Annotated in this window: 18 protein-coding genes; 14 read left to right on the top strand and 4 right to left on the bottom strand. The window is 68.5% G+C overall.

Annotated elements, in window-relative coordinates; genetic code table 11:
- Positions 1-63: 63 nt before the first annotated feature.
- On the bottom strand, positions 64-783 hold the full coding sequence (locus tag CRM90_RS12970) for an SIMPL domain-containing protein (RefSeq protein WP_102807352.1): 720 nt from the start codon (positions 781-783) through the stop codon (positions 64-66).
- A gap of 36 nt (positions 784-819) precedes the next feature.
- Between CRM90_RS12970 and CRM90_RS12965 the strand changes: the two genes are divergently transcribed.
- The 3 genes from CRM90_RS12965 to CRM90_RS12955 all read left to right on the top strand — a co-directional run bounded on the left by CRM90_RS12965 (position 820) and on the right by CRM90_RS12955 (position 2,934).
- Positions 820-1,593: an MBL fold metallo-hydrolase gene (locus CRM90_RS12965; protein WP_102807351.1), complete on the top strand. Its 774-nt coding sequence runs from the start codon at positions 820-822 to the stop codon at positions 1,591-1,593.
- Between the two features lie 144 nt (positions 1,594-1,737).
- Entirely contained in the window at positions 1,738-2,340 is a 603-nt protein-coding gene (locus tag CRM90_RS12960; RefSeq protein ID WP_102807350.1) for a TetR/AcrR family transcriptional regulator, read from the top strand.
- A gap of 90 nt (positions 2,341-2,430) precedes the next feature.
- Positions 2,431-2,934, top strand: coding sequence for a Clp protease N-terminal domain-containing protein (locus CRM90_RS12955; protein ID WP_102807349.1), 504 nt, complete (start codon positions 2,431-2,433; stop codon positions 2,932-2,934).
- Here the strand turns inward: CRM90_RS12955 and CRM90_RS12950 are convergent.
- Together CRM90_RS12950 and CRM90_RS12945 are read right to left on the bottom strand one after the other, a co-directional pair.
- A complete protein-coding gene (locus CRM90_RS12950; RefSeq protein ID WP_102807348.1) occupies positions 2,931-4,112 on the bottom strand; it encodes an LLM class flavin-dependent oxidoreductase in 1,182 nt (393 codons plus the stop codon). The two genes, CRM90_RS12955 and CRM90_RS12950, sit on opposite strands and share 4 nt — an antisense overlap.
- Positions 4,109-5,008: an alpha/beta fold hydrolase gene (locus CRM90_RS12945; protein ID WP_102807396.1), complete on the bottom strand. Its 900-nt coding sequence runs from the start codon at positions 5,006-5,008 to the stop codon at positions 4,109-4,111. The genes CRM90_RS12950 and CRM90_RS12945 overlap by 4 nt, the downstream gene beginning before the upstream one ends.
- Positions 5,009-5,182: 174 nt before the next feature.
- Between CRM90_RS12945 and ftsH the strand changes: the two genes are divergently transcribed.
- The 11 genes from ftsH to CRM90_RS12890 all read left to right on the top strand — a co-directional run bounded on the left by ftsH (position 5,183) and on the right by CRM90_RS12890 (position 14,947).
- Complete coding sequence (ftsH, locus tag CRM90_RS12940; protein ID WP_102807347.1) at positions 5,183-7,513, top strand: ATP-dependent zinc metalloprotease FtsH; 2,331 nt, start codon at positions 5,183-5,185, stop codon at positions 7,511-7,513.
- 17 nt (positions 7,514-7,530) lie between these two features.
- On the top strand, positions 7,531-8,133 hold the full coding sequence (folE, locus tag CRM90_RS12935) for a GTP cyclohydrolase I FolE (protein ID WP_102807395.1): 603 nt from the start codon (positions 7,531-7,533) through the stop codon (positions 8,131-8,133).
- Positions 8,130-8,984 carry a dihydropteroate synthase gene (gene folP, locus CRM90_RS12930; protein ID WP_102807346.1) on the top strand — a complete coding sequence of 285 codons (855 nt, stop codon included), beginning with the start codon at positions 8,130-8,132 and terminating at the stop codon, positions 8,982-8,984. The genes folE and folP overlap by 4 nt, the downstream gene beginning before the upstream one ends.
- Positions 8,977-9,378 (top strand): dihydroneopterin aldolase, encoded by a 402-nt coding sequence (gene folB / locus CRM90_RS12925; protein WP_102807394.1) that lies wholly within the window; start codon positions 8,977-8,979, stop codon positions 9,376-9,378. Before folP ends, folB begins: the two co-directional genes overlap by 8 nt.
- Positions 9,375-9,896: a 2-amino-4-hydroxy-6-hydroxymethyldihydropteridine diphosphokinase gene (gene folK, locus CRM90_RS12920; protein WP_102807345.1), complete on the top strand. Its 522-nt coding sequence runs from the start codon at positions 9,375-9,377 to the stop codon at positions 9,894-9,896. The genes folB and folK overlap by 4 nt, the downstream gene beginning before the upstream one ends.
- The gene (locus CRM90_RS12915; RefSeq protein ID WP_102807344.1) at positions 9,896-10,369 is read left to right on the top strand and encodes a DUF3180 domain-containing protein; all 474 of its coding nucleotides are present in this window, start codon (positions 9,896-9,898) and stop codon (positions 10,367-10,369) included. The genes folK and CRM90_RS12915 overlap by 1 nt, the downstream gene beginning before the upstream one ends.
- A gap of 67 nt (positions 10,370-10,436) precedes the next feature.
- Positions 10,437-11,759: a DUF6779 domain-containing protein gene (locus tag CRM90_RS12910; RefSeq protein ID WP_102807343.1), complete on the top strand. Its 1,323-nt coding sequence runs from the start codon at positions 10,437-10,439 to the stop codon at positions 11,757-11,759.
- Positions 11,760-11,854: 95 nt separating this feature from the next.
- On the top strand, positions 11,855-12,790 hold the full coding sequence (locus tag CRM90_RS12905; protein WP_199189880.1) for a Rossmann-like and DUF2520 domain-containing protein: 936 nt from the start codon (positions 11,855-11,857) through the stop codon (positions 12,788-12,790).
- Positions 12,787-13,716 (top strand): pantoate--beta-alanine ligase, encoded by a 930-nt coding sequence (gene panC / locus CRM90_RS12900; protein WP_102807341.1) that lies wholly within the window; start codon positions 12,787-12,789, stop codon positions 13,714-13,716. Before CRM90_RS12905 ends, panC begins: the two co-directional genes overlap by 4 nt.
- Positions 13,716-14,132, top strand: coding sequence for an aspartate 1-decarboxylase (panD, locus tag CRM90_RS12895; protein ID WP_102807340.1), 417 nt, complete (start codon positions 13,716-13,718; stop codon positions 14,130-14,132). Before panC ends, panD begins: the two co-directional genes overlap by 1 nt.
- 2 nt (positions 14,133-14,134) lie before the next feature.
- Entirely contained in the window at positions 14,135-14,947 is an 813-nt protein-coding gene (locus tag CRM90_RS12890) for a type III pantothenate kinase (protein WP_102807339.1), read from the top strand.
- Here the strand turns inward: CRM90_RS12890 and CRM90_RS12885 are convergent.
- Positions 14,944-16,212: an alanine racemase gene (locus CRM90_RS12885; RefSeq protein ID WP_102807338.1), complete on the bottom strand. Its 1,269-nt coding sequence runs from the start codon at positions 16,210-16,212 to the stop codon at positions 14,944-14,946. The genes CRM90_RS12890 and CRM90_RS12885 overlap by 4 nt on opposite strands.
- Positions 16,213-16,217: the final 5 nt, after the last annotated feature.

The raw sequence follows: 16,217 nt of genomic DNA, 5'->3' as shown, positions 1-16,217 counted from the left end.
CACACCGACGTTTGGCTGCGAAAGTCCCAGTGGAGCGCGCCAATTCGTCGATCTCGGCAATCGCTAGCCGAGCTCCCAGACCGCGGTCACCGAGAAGCTCACGGTCTGCTGGCCGGGCGCCAGCGGCACTGAACTGGCCATCGCGCCGCGGGGTGCGGGCATCGGCACCGGCGGAGTCGGGGGTGTGCCGCCGGGGGCCTCGGAGATCGAGATGATCTTGCCCAGCGACAGCCCGGACAGGTCGGCGTACTGCTGTGCGCGCTGCTTGGCGTCGTTGAACGCCCGGGCCCTGGCGTCGCCGACCAACTTGGCGTCGTCCTCGATGGAGTAGCTCACCGAATTGATCCGGGTGGCGTCACCGCCGGCGCTGACGATATTGGCCAACACCTGCGAGGCCGTGTCGAGTTTGCGGATCTTGATCTGGATCGAATTGCTCGCCCGGTAGCCGGTGATCACCGAGTTGTCGCCGTACTGGGGCTGCAGGCTGACGCCGGTGGTGCTGATGTCCTTGGTGTCGACGCCGCTGGCGTTGAGCGCGTTGAGGACCGCGTTCTGGCGGTCGTTGGCCTGGTTCATCGCCGTGGTGACGTCGGCTGCGGCCGCCTCGACGCTCACGTCGGCGGTCAGTGTGTCGGGCACGCCCTTCACATCGCCGGAGCCGACGACGGTGACCTGCCGCGGGTTGGCGGGCACCGCGGGCGCCGAGTCGCAGCCGGTGAGGACGGCGGCGGCGGTAGCCGCCGAGGCCAGCGCAATAACGACACGACGTCCGGCGATGGGCATGGGAGACACCGTAGCGTGGCGCACTAGGTTTTTGGGATGGCCAAGCTGCAGCTCACTCACCTCGGCGGCCCCACCACGCTGATCGAGGTCGACGGCTGGCGGATCCTGACCGACCCGACCTTCGACTCACCCGGCCGCCGGTACACGTTCGGCTGGGGCACGTCCTCGCGCAAGGTCGCCGGCCCGGCCCGGCCGCTTGACGTCGTGGCACCCGTCGACGTGGTGCTGCTCAGCCACGATCAGCACGCCGACAATCTCGACGACGCCGGCCGTGCCCTGCTCGCCCGGGCCGGCACCGTCGTCACCACAGTGCCCGCCGCGCGCCGGCTGGCCGCGCCGAATGTCCGTGGCCTGGCGGACTGGGAGTCGACGACGCTGCAGGCTGAGGACCGTCCGTCGCTGACGGTGACCGCCACCCCGGCCCGGCACGGCCCCAGGTTCAGCGGCCCGATCACAGGGAAGGTCAACGGCTTCGCGCTACACCGCGACCGCCAGGACACCGCCGCGCTGTGGATGTCCGGGGACACCGTGCTCTACCAGGGTCTGCGTCAGGTCGCCGAGCGGATACCGGTCGACGTGGCGCTGCTGCATCTCGGCGGTGTGCGGTTCGGGTTCACCGGGCCGGTGCGCTTCACGATGACCGCCCGCGAGGGCCGCGAGTTGACCCGCCTGATGCGGCCACGGGTGGTGGTGCCGGTGCACTATGAAGGCTGGACGCATTTCCGTGAGCCGGAAGCTGTTGCGCGCCAGAACCTGTCGGATCTGACGAACGTCCACTGGCTCACGCCGGGGGAGCGCACCGCGGTCTAGGCCTGCTTGCCGGCGCAGCTGAGCGGGTAACCACGGGGCGTTGATGGTCTTGCTCTGCCCTCGATGCGTGTCCACGGCGCGAATCACGCAGACCTATGGTCGTTATTGACGGATGAGTCGGGTCGGCAAGGTGAAAGGGGACATGTGAACTCGGGGAGTCGCTCAGACCGGTCGAGACAGGACCGGATCCTCGACGCTGCGATGGAGGTGTTTTCCCAGCAAAGCGCCGCTGAGGCGACACTGCAGATGATTGCGGACTCCGCGGGTGTGTCGGTCGGGTTGGTACAGCACCATTTCGGCTCGAAGGACGGCCTGATCGCGGCCGTCGACGCGCATGTGATGGCGGTCATCGGCGCCGCGATGACACAGCCGTTACCCGACTCGCCCACCGAGGCTGTGCTGGAGATGGGTAGCAGAGTGGGCTCGCTCCTGTCCGACCACCGAGCCGTCGTCGACTATCTCGCTCGTTTGCTGGTAGACGGCACCGACTCGGGCGTCGCGTTCTTTGACGCGACGGTGGCGATCGTGGTGAGCCACTGGCAGCAGTTGGCGGAGATCGGGGCCACGCGAGAAAACCTCGATGTGGTCTGGGCGGCGCTGAACCCGACGATACTGGTGTTCGGCGCCATCATTCTTCGTCGGCATATCGAGCGCCACCTGCCGGAACCGCTGTGGACCCCCGAGCAGCTGAGTCGCTGGGAAGAGTCGGTGAACACGCTGCTCCGCTACGGCCAGTTCAGAGGCTGAGTCGGTCGCACCGGTCGCAAGAGATGCCGATCCGGCTGCGGGAGCGGGCCGCGTCCAGTACCATATGTGAATATTGTACAATACGTAAGTATGGTTGCTGGGAGCGCATTTCCGGGCGGGGATCTCGTCGCGGCCCGGGTTGCGGCTGCCCTCTCCGGCCTGAGTCCTGACGGTCGCGCCGCGGTGAATCGGGCCTACAGCGAGGCCTACGGATACGCGAGCGACCTGGTTGGGTCCGCGCACGTACTGATCGGGTTGGTGGCCGACACCTCGAATGCGGTCAGTTCGGCACTTCACGAACGCGCGGTGATCGTCGAGACGATTCAACGGCAGTTCGAGCAGATCACCGGCGCGCAGCGCCGGGAGTCGCCGCGGTATATCCACCTGACCTTCAGCTCTCATGCCAAGGCGGTACTCATCGGTGCTGCCGATCTTGCTCGCGACACCCGATCCCCGATGACCGGCCTCAACCATCTGTGGCTGGCGGTCAGCCGGGCCGAGGGCTCGGTCGCCCGTCGCATCCTGGCCGACCTTGGCCACCTGAGTTACGTCGAGCAGCTGTGTGCGGCGTCAATGTCCCCGGACGTCAGCTAAGCCTGCTCGCCGGCGTGCTCGCCGATCGCCTTCATGATCGCCTCACCGGCGCGACCGAACAGATCGTTGCGTTTGCGCTGCGCCCAGTCGTGCGACGCCCGCGGGGCCTGAAGCTGTCCCTTGAAGTGCGGCATGACTTTTCGCGCGAACAACTCATACGAGTGATAGGTGGCCTGGGGGTCGGCCCAGTCGTGGCCGAGCATCAGGAACGTGCCGAAGCCGCCCGAGCGGTCCAGCAGATCGGTGATGTAGGCGATGGCATCATCGGGTGTGCCGATACAGCAGTTGCCCCCGGCCGCATAATCGGCGACGAACTGCCGTGGGGATTGCTCTGCGGCCTCCACGTCATTGGACAGCGGTACGAACCCGGCGGCGCCGAAATAGTTTGCGAAATCCTGCAGTCCGTAGGTGCAGTCCTCGATCGCCTGCTCGCGGGTGTCGGCCAGGTGCATGATCCCCAGCACCCGCCACGTCGAGCGATCGGGCTCGGGCCGCCCGGCCTTGGCGGCCTGATCGACCACTACACCCCAGGCGTCCTCCAGCGCCGCGTACCCGCCGGGCACCGACATCGACAACGACAGCAACGAGGTGCCCAGCTGTCCGGCCAGTCGCGGACCCGATGGGGAAACCATTGCAGCCGTGGAGATTTCCGGGTACGGCCAGGTGTAGGGCCGGATATGCAGCTGCGCGTCGCGCAGGGTGAACCAATCTGAGTGCCGGTCGACCCGCTCGTCGGGCCCGGCGCGGAACAACGCCAGGATCGCGTCGAGCGACTCCTGCATCATCCGCCGCTGCTCCACCGGATCGATGCCCATCATGTACGCGTCCGACGGCAATGCGCCGGGCCCGGTGCCGAAGATCACCCGGCCCCGGGTCAGGTGGTCGAGCAGCACCCAGCGGTCGGCGACCATCAGCGGGTGGTGGTAGGGCAGCGACACCACGCCGGTACCCAGCCGGATGTGCTTGGTGCGCTCGGCGGCGGCGGCGATGAACACCTCCGGGCAGGCGATCAATTCGTACCCGCCGGAGTGGTGTTCGCCGAACCACGCCTCATCGAACCCGAGCCGATCCAGGGCGACCGTCCGCTCCAGGTCGTATTCCAGTGCGACGGTTGGGGATTGGCCTACTGGATGAAACGGCGTGATGAACACTCCGAAGTTCAGCGGCTTTTGCGTCACGACGACTCCACTTCGCGTAGGAACTCCAACAGGATCCGATTCACGTCCTCGGGGCGCTCCTGCTGCACCCAGTGCCCGGCGCCGTCGATCCACCGCTCGGTGTACGGCCCGGCCACCACCTCACGGGCGCGGGCCGGATTCATCGTCGGCGCGATCGGGTCTGCGGTACCGCCGACGAACAGCGCGGGCACGGTGATGTGCGCGCCGGCGAGCTGAGGCGTCGACTCCCAGTTGCGGTCGTAGTTGCGATACCAGTTCAGCGCGCCGGTGAATCCGGTCCTGCCGAACTCGGCGACGTAGTGGTCGAACTCGGCGTCGCTGATCCACCCGGGCGGCGCCGACGGGGAGAGGTCGGCGAACATCCCACGCATGGTGGCGGCCACATCGGCGGCCATCTCGGCGTCGGCCCTGCCGGGTTCCTGGAACCGCAACATATAGAAGTCGTCGCCGAACTTCTCCCGCCACCGCTCGGTGGGCCGGCTCCGCGCCCGCGGGATCGGCGGCACGCTCAGGCCGGCGACCGCCCGGACCCGGTCCGGATGCAGCAGCGCGGTATGCCACACCACCATTGCGCCCCAGTCGTGGCCGATGAACACGGCCTGCGCCGCGCCGCCGCCAACTTCGGAGTCCAGCAGGGCCACCAGGTCGCCGGTGAGGCGGTGGATGTCGTAGGCCTCGATCGCCTCGGGTGCCGACGATCCGCCGTAGCCGCGCTGGTCGGGTGCCAGTACGTGGTAGCCGGCGTCGGCGAGGACGGGAATCTGGTGTCGCCACGAGTACGCCAGCTCGGGGAAGCCGTGCGCCAGCACCACCAGGGGCGCCCCCGGGTCACCGGCTTCGAGCACCCGCAACCGAACCTCGGCGACGTCGACTAACCGTTCGGTCGGAGCGAGCACGGTGCCAGCCAAGCACAGCTTCGGGCGGGCCGGAAGTGTCCGTTCGGCGCACAGCGAACAGCTACCAAAGCCTGACGGAAACCCTGTGGGCACTTGCCCACGTTGTCCTAGCGGTAGCCTGAACTATCCCAGCTGCGCATATCGGAAGGACCGGGCCGTAACGGCCGATGCTTGATGAACCGCAAAAACGTGATCCGCACACTCACGGTGATTGCCGTCGTGCTGTTGCTCGGCTGGTCGTTCTTCTATTTCAGTGACGACACCCGGGGTTACAAACCCATCGACACGTCGGTGGCGATGTCGCAGATCACCGGGGACAACGTCAAGAGCGCGCAGATCGACGACCGCGAGCAACAGCTCCGCCTCGAGCTGAAGAACGGCAACGGCGACACCGAGAACTCCAACAAGGTGATCACCAAGTACCCGACCGGGTACGGGGTGGACCTGTTCAACGCGCTGAGCGCCAAGAACATCAAGACCAACACCGTCGTGAACCAGGGCAGCATCCTGGGTTCGCTGCTGGTCTACATGCTTCCGTTGCTCCTGCTGGTCGGCCTGTTCGTGCTGTTCTCCCGCATGCAGACCGGCGGCCGGATGGGCTTCGGCTTCGGCAAGTCGAAGGCCAAACAGCTGGGCAAGGACATGCCCAAGACGACCTTCGCCGACGTCGCCGGCGTGGACGAAGCGGTCGAGGAGCTGTACGAGATCAAAGACTTCCTGCAGAACCCGTCGCGGTATCAGGCGCTCGGCGCCAAGATCCCGCGCGGCGTGCTGCTCTACGGTCCGCCCGGAACCGGTAAGACCCTGCTGGCCCGCGCGGTCGCCGGCGAGGCCGGAGTTCCGTTCTTCACCATTTCGGGTTCGGACTTCGTCGAGATGTTCGTCGGCGTCGGCGCCTCCCGGGTGCGCGACATGTTCGAGCAGGCCAAACAGAACAGCCCGTGCATCATCTTCGTCGACGAGATCGACGCTGTGGGTCGCCAGCGTGGCGCCGGTATGGGCGGCGGCCACGACGAGCGCGAGCAGACGCTGAACCAGTTGCTCGTCGAGATGGACGGATTCGGCGACCGGCAAGGCGTCATCCTGATCGCGGCCACCAACCGGCCCGACATTCTCGACCCCGCGCTGCTGCGCCCGGGCCGTTTCGACCGCCAGATCCCGGTCACCAGCCCCGACCTCGCCGGCCGCAAGGCTGTGCTGCGGGTGCACTCGCAGGGCAAGCCGATGTCCCCCGACGCCGACCTGGACGGACTGGCCAAGCGCACGGTCGGCATGTCGGGCGCCGACCTTGCCAACGTCATCAACGAGGCCGCCCTGCTCACCGCCCGCGAGAACGGCACCATCATCACCGCGGCCGCGCTGGAGGAAGCCGTCGACCGGGTGATCGGCGGACCCCGCCGCAAGGGTCGCGTGATCAGCGAGCTGGAGAAGAAGATCACCGCCTACCACGAGGGTGGGCACACCCTGGCGGCCTGGGCGATGCCCGACATCGAGCCGATCTACAAGGTGACGATCCTGGCCCGCGGCCGTACCGGCGGCCACGCCGTGTCGGTACCCGAGGACGACAAGGGTCTGATGACCCGCTCGGAGATGATCGCCCGGCTGGTGTTCGCGATGGGCGGTCGCGCGGCCGAGGAGCTGGTGTTCCGCGAGCCGACCACCGGCGCGGTGTCCGACATCGATCAGGCCACCAAGATCGCCCGCGCGATGGTCACCGAGTACGGCATGAGCGCCAAGCTGGGCGCGGTCAAGTACGGTACCGAGCACGGCGATCCGTTCCTGGGCCGCACGATGGGCACCCAGTCGGACTACAGCCATGAGGTCGCCCGCGACATCGACGACGAGGTCCGCAAGCTGATCGAGGCCGCGCACACCGAGGCGTGGGCGATCCTCACCGAATACCGCGACGTGCTCGACACCCTGGCCGGTGAGCTCCTGGAGAAGGAGACGCTGCACCGCAAGGAGCTGGAAGCCATCTTCGGTGACGTGAAGAAGCGGCCCCGCCTGACGGTGTTCGACGACTTCGGCGGACGCATCCCGTCCGACAAGCCGCCGATCAAGACCCCGGGTGAGCTGGCCATCGAACGTGGCGAGCCGTGGCCCAAGCCGATGCCCGAGCCTGCCTTCAAGAAGGCGATCGCGCAGGCCAGTGCGCAGGCGCAGGCGCAGGCGCCGCGCGGCGGAAACGGCAACGGCGCGCACGCCGGCCAGCAGCCGCAACCGGGCTCGACGCAGCCCGACTACGGCGCACCGGCCGGCTGGCATGCCCCCGGCTGGCCGCCGCAGGGTGGCCCGCAGCAGGGCCAGCAAGGCCAGCCGCATGGTCAGCAGGGCGGATATTGGTATCCGCCGCAGCCCGGTTGGGGCCAGCCGCATCCGCAGCAGGGCCAGCAATATCCGCCCTATCAGCCGTATCCTTCCCCCAGCCACACGGGTCAGCATGCGAAGCCGCAGGACGATTCGGGTGACGACGGGGGCCGGTCGAATCATGAGTCCCACGGCTGATGACGAACGGAGCTTCGATGGCGCAGCCCAACGCGAGCACGTTGGAGACCCCTGTGTTCGATCAGACCCGGGCCGAGGCCGCTGTTCGTGAACTGCTGCTGGCGGTCGGCGAGGACCCCGACCGGCACGGTCTGCAGGACACACCGGCGCGGGTCGCGCGGGCCTTCCAGGAGATGTTCTCCGGGCTGTACACCGATCCGGACGCGGTGCTGGACACCACCTTCGACGAGCAACACGACGAACTCGTGCTCGTCAAGGACATCCCGATGTACTCCACCTGCGAGCACCACCTGGTGGCGTTCCACGGTGTCGCGCACGTCGGCTACATCCCGGGCGAGGACGGCCGGGTGACCGGACTGTCGAAGCTGGCCCGGGTGGTCGATCTGTATGCCAAGCGCCCCCAGGTGCAGGAACGGCTGACCACCCAGATCGCCGACGCCGTGATGCGCAAGCTCAAGCCGCGCGGGGTGATCGTCGTGATCGAGGCCGAGCATTTGTGCATGGCGATGCGCGGGGTGCGCAAGCCGGGTGCGAGTACGACGACATCGGCGGTCCGCGGACAGTTCAAGTCCGACCATGCATCGCGATCCGAGGCGCTGGATCTCATCTTGCGTAAATGACGCAATCACACGGACCGCGCACCCTGGTGATGGGAGTTGTCAACGTCACCGACGACTCCTTCTCCGACGGCGGATGCTATCTCGACCCGGCCCGCGCCGTCGAACACGGACTGGCCCTGGTCGCCCAGGGTGCATCCATCATCGACGTCGGCGGTGAGTCCACCCGCCCCGGTGCGGTGCGCATCGACGCCGCCGTCGAGTCCGCCCGCGTCATACCCGTCATCAAAGAGCTTGCCGCCCAAGGGATCACGGTGAGCATCGACACCATGCACGCGGCTGTCGCGGCCGCCGCGCTGGACAACGGCGCAACCATCGTCAACGACGTCTCGGGCGGCAAGGCCGATCCGGTGATGGCGCCGCTGGTGGCCGAGGCGAAGGTGCCCTGGGTGCTGATGCATTGGCGCTCGGTGCGGACCGAGCATCCCCACGATGTACCGGACTACGGCGACGTGGTGACCGAGGTGCGCGACGATCTGCTCGCCGGTGTCGACGCCGCCGTCGCGGCGGGCGTGGATCAGGAGAACCTGATCATCGATCCGGGTCTGGGGTTCGCCAAGACCGCCGACCACAACTGGGCGTTGCTGCACGCGCTGCCGGAGTTCGTCGCAACCGGAATCCCGGTGCTGGTCGGTGCGTCCCGCAAGCGGTTTCTCGGTTCGCTGCTCGCCGACGCCGACGGCACCGTCCGGCCGCCGGACGGCCGCGAAACCGCGACCGCGGTGATCTCGGCGCTGGCCGCGGTCCACGGCGCCTGGGGTGTCCGGGTACACGACGTGCGCGCCAGCGTGGACGCACTCAAAGTGGCTGGAGCATGGGGTGGCGGACGAGAACAAGCAGGTGCGGATGGCTGACCGGATCGAGCTGCGCGGCCTGACGGTCCGCGGTAACCACGGCGTCTTCGATCACGAGCGCCGCGACGGACAGGACTTCATCGTCGACATCACCGTGTGGATCGACCTGGCCGCCGCCGCTGCCAGCGACGACCTCGCCGACACCTTCGACTACGGCACGCTGGCCCAGCGTGCGGCAGCCATCGTCGGCGGCCCGGCGCGCAATCTGATCGAGACGGTCGCCGGCGAGATCGCCGAGGATGTGATGAACGACCGGCGGGTGCATGCCGTCGAGGTGGTGGTGCACAAGCCGAACGCGCCGATCCCGTTGACGTTCACCGACGTTGCGGTGGTCGCGCGGCGGTCCCGCCGCAGCGGACGCGGCCAGATCGTTCCGCTCGGGGGTGAGCTGTGACGCGCGTGGTGCTGTCGATCGGCTCCAATCTCGGGGACCGGATGGCGCGGCTGCAGGCCGCCGTCGACGGGCTCGGCGATATGGTGCGCGCGCTCTCACCGGTCTACGAAACCGATGCCTGGGGTGGGGTCGAGCAGGGACCGTTCCTCAACGCGGTCGTGGTCGCCGACGATCCCGAGGCCGACGGTCACGAATGGTTGCGGCGCGCACAGGCTTTGGAGAACGCCAACGACCGAATCCGCGAGCAGAAGTGGGGACCGCGCACCCTCGACGTGGATCTCGTCACCTGTCATGACGGCGACGCCGAGGTCTTCTCCCGCGACGAGGGTCTGACCCTGCCTCATCCGCTGGCCCACATGCGGGCCTTCGTGATGGTGCCGTGGCTGGCCGTCGACCCCGACGCCGAGCTCACCGTGGCCGGCGAGAGCCAGCGGGTCGACCGGCTGCTGGCCGAGCTCGATGCGGTGGACCGCGACGGAGTACGCCTGACCCCTCTGGTGCTTCGGCTGGGCGCTTGATGGGGCCGACACGTAAACGCGATCTCACCGTCGCCGCCGTCGGAGTCGCGGTCCTGGCTTGGTTGTTGATGCGGGTGCTGTACCGCGACTTTCCTGCGATCACGGCATGGACGGGCCTGTCTTTACTGGCGGTCGCCGCGCTCGAGGGCGCCTGGGGGGTGTCTGTGCGGACGAAAATCCGAGACGGGCAGATCGGTGTCGGCGGCGGACGGCTACACCCGCTGGCTGTCGCACGCAGCGTGGCGATTGCCAAAGCCTCGGCGTGGGTCGGCGCGCTGATGCTGGGCTGGTGGGTCGGCGTGCTGGTCTACCTCTGGCTCCGGCGAACTGAACACGTGGCCGGCACCTTCATCCCCGGTGCGGTCATCGCGGTGCTGAGTGCCCTTGCGCTGGTGGCTGCCGCGCTCTGGCTGGAGTATTGCTGCCGCTCGCCCGGTGACCCGACCGACGATCCGGACGCCGCCCGGGAATAGTGCGAAGACGGCGAATCGCCGCAGCTCGACGACACGCGGACGGACATCGCGCGGGTACAGTCAGCCCATGACCGTTCTGTCCCGCGGCGCCAAGAATCGGCGCGGCGGCCGCAGGCCGGGTTGGCTGCTCTTGACGGTGTTGCTGGTCCTTGCCATTGCGGCCAGTTCCGCGTTGGTGTTCACCACTCGCGTCGAGCTGCTGAAGCTGGCGGTCATTCTGTCGTTGTGGGCCGCGGTGATCGGGGCATTCGTCTCCGTGATGTATCGCAGGCAGGCCGATATCGATGCCGCCCGGGCGCGTGATTTGAAGTTGGTCTACGACCTGCAGCTCGACCGGGAGATCTCGGCCCGCCGCGAATACGAACTCAGCGTCGAGTCGCACCTGCGCCGCGAGCTGGCGTCCGAGCTGCGTGCGCAGGCCGCCGACGAGGTCGCCGCGCTGCGGGCAGAATTGGCGGCGCTGCGGGCCAACCTGGAGATCATGTTCGACGCCGACCTGGGTGACCGGCCGGCGCTCGAGGGCGATCGGGCCGCCGACTGGACCCGCGACACAACGACCATGCCGCCGGTGCCCGGGCGTGTCGAGAGCAGCCGGATCACCCCGGTCCGGCCGCAGGACGCGGGCAGCCGCACCGCCGAGAACCCGATCATCGACGTTCCCGAAGAGCCGCTGGTGTCGGCGCAGCCGGAGCAGTCGGAGCGGCCGGAGCCGCGGCGCCGCCGCCGGGCCGAGCCGCAGCCCGAGCCGGTTGGTTCGCACCGGCGGCCGTGGGAAAACGGCGGGCAGAACGCCGAGCCGGCTGCCGAGCCGGAGCGACCGTTCGCGCCGCCCCCGCCGGACGCCGATGTCGCCGCCGCGGCCGCCGCCCTGGCGCCAGAACCCACGCAGTCCGAGCCGCCGCCCCCGTCGCCTGAGGGCGCCGAATGGCGACCGGTCGAACCCGACGGCCGCTGGCTGCCGCCGGGCTCGCCGGGCAGCAATTGGGTTGCCAACGCCGACAACGGTTTCGTCGTGCCGTCCGCCGCGGCGCAGGGATCGTCTGTCGACGGGCCCCGGGGTCGGCATTGGACCCCACCGCAGGAGGCGGCGCCCACAGTGGCGCCCGCCGAGGAACCCCGGCCGGAACCCCGGCCCGAACCAGCGATGCAGCCGTCGCCGGAACCAGCCGCCCCCCGGTCGCGCCATGCCGTCGACAGTCCCGGCCAGCCCGCCATGACCACCCCACCGCCGCCGGCCCGGCACCGCGGGACCGAGGAACAGGAGGAGCCGCGGCGCAGGGCCCGGGACGCTGAGCAGACCGGCGGCCAGTCGGTCGCCGACCTGCTGGCCCGGTTGCAGGCCAATGCCACACCCGGGGAGGGCGGCAGGCGGCGTCGACGCGACGAGTAGGTCGCGAATCGGGGCGAGTTAGAGTTGTCCCGACCGTCCGGTACCTGGCACAGGACTGGAACGAACAACTCATTGACGTCAGCGAGGTCGTCTACGTGGGGACCCCCAGCGGCTTGCGCCCGGCCCGGCTCAAGGTCGGCATCGTGTCGGCCGGCCGTGTCGGTACCGCCCTCGGTGTCGCGTTGGAGCGGGCCGAACACGTGGTGGTCGCCTGCAGCGCGATTTCGATGGCGTCGCGCCGGCTCGCCGAACGTCGGCTGCCCGACACCGAGATCCTGCCGGTGCCCGACGTCGCCGACCGGGCCGAGCTGCTGCTGCTGACGGTTCCCGATTCAGAACTGCCCGGCTTGGTGCGGGGGCTGGCGGCCACCGGTGCGGTGCACCGCGGAACCATCGTCGTGCACACATCGGGTGCGAACGGAGTTGCGATCCTGGCGCCGCTGGCCGACTTGGGGTGCGTCCCGCTGGCGATCCATCCGGCGATGACGTTCACCGGCGCCGATGAGGACATCGTCCGGCTGTCCGACAGCTGCTTCGGCGTCACCGCGGCCGACGAGATCGGCTATGCCATCGCCCAGTCGCTGGTGCTCGAGATCGGCGGCGAGCCGTTCGGGGTGCGCGAGGATGCGCGCACGCTGTATCACGCGGCCCTGGCCCACGCCAGCAATCATCTCGTCACGGTGGTAGCCGATGCGCTGGATGCGTTGCGAGCGGCGGTATCCGGCCAGGAGCTGCTCGGGCAGGAATTGGTCGGTGACGCGCCCGGTGGCCTGGCGGAGCGGATCGTGGGCCCGCTGGCCCGTGCCGCACTGGAGAACACGCTGCAACGCGGGCAGGCGGCGCTGACTGGGCCGGTCGCCCGCGGCGACGCGGCTGCGGTAGCGGGCCATCTCGCTGCACTTGACGCGGTGAATCCCGAACTGGCCCAGTCTTACTGCGCGAACTCATTGCGCACCGCCCAGCGCGCGCACGCCCCCGAGGAGGTTGTTGAGGTGTTGGCCAACTGGTCCGGACAAGGGCGGCGGCCATGACACCGCCGAAATTCATTGCTGGACAACTCAACCTGTACCAGACGCCGCAAGAGGTATCCGATGTGACCCGCGCGCTGCGCCACACCGGCAGGCGGGTGATGCTGGTGCCGACGATGGGCGCACTGCACGACGGCCACCTGTCGCTGGTGCGCGCGGCCAAGAAGGTGCCGGGTGCGGTGGTCGTGGTGTCGATCTTCGTCAATCCCTTGCAGTTCGGCGCCGGCGAAGATCTCGACGCCTATCCACGCACGCTGGAATCCGACCTCGAGCTGTTGCGCCGTGAAGACGTCGACGTGGTTTTCGCCCCGAGCGCATCGGCCATGTATCCAGCCGGCCCCCGGACCACAGTGCACCCCGGTCCGTTGGGTGGCGAGCTCGAAGGCGCCTCTCGACCAGGGCATTTCGCCGGAATGCTGACCGTCGTACTGAAGTTGCTGCAGATCGTGCGGCCGGACCGGGCGTTCTTCGGCGAAAAGGACTACCAGCAGCTCGTGCTGATCCGCCAGATGGTCGACGACCTCAACGTCGATGTCCGCATCGTCGGTGTACCCATCGTCCGCGAGGCTGACGGGCTGGCCATGTCCTCGCGCAATCGTTACCTCAATTCTGAAGAGCGCGAACAGGCTTGCGCGTTGTCCTCAGCTTTGTTGGCCGGCATGTGGGCGGCGGCCGGCGGCGCCGATGCCGCGCTGGACGCCGCTCGGGCGGTGCTCGACGAGGTGCCCGCCATCGAGGTCGACTACCTGGAACTGCGGGGACCGTGGCTTGATCAGGCTCCGCTGTCCGGCCCCGCCCGGCTGCTGATCGCCGCCCGGCTGGGCACCACCCGATTGCTGGACAACATCGCTGTCGATCTGTCCACCGACACCGCACCGCCCGGTGTCGGCGGCACCGGCGATCACCCCGAAATCACCTGGAGAAATTGATGTTCCGGACGATGCTGAAGTCGAAAATCCACCGCGCGACCGTCACCCAGGCCGACCTGCACTACGTCGGCTCGGTGACCATCGACGCCGACCTGATGGACGCCGCCGACCTTCTCGAAGGCGAACAGGTGACCATCGTCGACATCGACAACGGTGCGCGGCTGGAGACCTACGCGATCACCGGACGGCGTGGCACCGGTGTGATCGGAATCAACGGGGCGGCAGCGCATCTGGTCCACCCCGGTGATCTGGTGATCCTGATCGCCTATGGCGTGATGACCGATGCCGAGGCGCGGGAGTACCGGCCACGAGTCGTGTTCGTCGACGCCGACAACCGGCAGATCGATCTCGGTGACGACCCGGCGCATGTGCCGGACGACGTCACCGGTCTGCTGTCGCCGCGGACGGTGAGCTGACCGTGCTGCTGGCGATCGACGTCCGCAACACCCACACCGTCGTCGGGTTGATCTCCGGATCCGGCGACCATGCGAAAGTTGTGCAGCACTGGCGAATCCGTACCGAGCCGGAAGTGACTGCCGACGAACTCGCACTCACCATCGAAGGATTGATCGGCGACGACTCTGAACGCCTGACCGGTGCGACCGGCCTGTCCACCGTGCCCTCGGTGATGTACGAGGTGCGCCTCATGCTCGAGCAGTACTGGTCCGCAGTGCCGCACGTGCTGATCGAACCTGGTGTGCGCACGGGGATTCCGCTGCTGGTCGACAACCCGAAGGAGGTGGGAGCGGACCGGATCGTGAACTGCCTGGCCGCTTATGCCAAGTTCTCCTCCGCCGCTATCGTGGTGGACTTCGGATCCTCGATTTGTGTGGACGTGGTCTCCGCGAGGGGCGAATTCCTCGGTGGCGCAATCGCTCCCGGTGTTCAGGTGTCGTCGGACGCGGCAGCCGCACGGTCTGCGGCGCTGCGGCGCGTCGAGCTCACCAGGCCGCGGTCGGTGGTCGGCAAGAACACCGTGGAGTGCATGCAGGCCGGTGCGATGTTCGGCTTCGCGGGTCTGGTCGACGGCCTGGTGAACCGGATCCGGGAGGATGTCGACGGCTTCGCCGGGTCCGACGTGGCCGTCGTCGCCACCGGTCATACCGCTCCGTTGATGCTGCCCGATCTGCACACGGTGCAGCACTACGACCAGCACCTCACGCTGGACGGCCTGCGGATGGTCTACGAACGCAACCGCGACAACCAGCGCCGGATCAAATCGGCCCGCTAGAAGAACGTTCGCACCAGATCGATCACCCGGCCGTGCTCGTCGAGCACCGGGATCAGCTGCCATTTGTCGAACACCGTGCACGGGTGCGATACCCCGAACTCGATCCAGCTGCCGACCGCGACCACGTCCTCGGCGGCCGGGGACAGCCGCAGGAACGCGTGCTGGTCGTTGAGCGCGGCGACTTCACAGCCCGCCAGGTCCGTCCAGCCGGAGCCGATTCGAAGTCGTCGTGGCACAGGGAGATCTGCGTCGAACGACACGTCGCGACGGCCCATCGTCAACAACGCCAGGCCCGGCTCGGGCCGCGAACACACCTGAGCCCACACGTGCATCGCCGGTATGAACCCGCCCGGCTCGGCACCGGGTCTGGTCAGCGGCGAGGTCCGCAGATAGAGCCCGTCGTCATTCGTCAGATACACCCCGCTGCGCAAGACCGTGCGCCACGGACCGGTCAGCGTCTCGGCTACCAGGTCGAAATGCGTACTGCCACCGGCGGTTACGACCATGTCCGAACACAGCGGCGCCAGCCGCATCGCCACCGCGCGAACCCACTCGAGGTAACTCCGCACCCGATCGAGACCGGCGGGCGACACGTCGTGGCCCAGGGCGGCCTCGTAGCCGGCCACCCCGACCAGCCGAAGGCGCGGACTGGCGACCGCCGCGGCGGCGACCGCATCGGCGCTCGCGTCGTCGCGGCAGCCGGTGCGAGTGCCCATTGCGCCGAGCTCGACGCAGACATCCAGCGGGCGTCGCGCGCCCGCCGCCTGCAGCGCCTCGGTCATCAGTGCCACCCCGCGCGCGGAATCCGCCCAGCAGATCAGCCGGAACTCGGGATCGCCGTCGAGCTCGGCGGCCAGCCACGCCAGGGCCGCGGCGTCCACCAGTTCGTTGGCTAGCACCACGTCGCGGACCCCGAACGCGCGGAAGGTTCGCACCTGGCTGATCGTCGCGGCGGTCACCGCGCATGCGCCGGCCGCGAACTGCCGGGCCAGCAGTTGCGGTGACATGTGGGTTTTCCCGTGCGGCGCGAGCTCGACCCCGTGCCGGGCACACCAGCCCGCCATCGTTGCCAGGTTGTGCCGCAGCGCCGTATCGGAGAGCGTGCAGATCGGGCCCAGCGGTCCGGCGTCGAACAGGTCGGGCGCCGCCGCACGGATCTGTGCCACCGTCAGCCTCGCCCAGGAGGCCGGCAGCCCCTTGAACCGCCAGTCCACTCGTTCGCCCGCCAAGGCTGTGAGCGCGGCCGCGTTTAGGAGGGACCCCATGACCT

Origin of the sequence: Mycobacterium sp. ENV421 (genome assembly GCF_002887815.1) — a bacterium.
Lineage (GTDB): Bacteria > Actinomycetota > Actinomycetes > Mycobacteriales > Mycobacteriaceae > Mycobacterium.
Note: the sequence above shows the minus strand (reverse complement) of the source record. Positions and strands in the feature narration are given on the sequence as shown.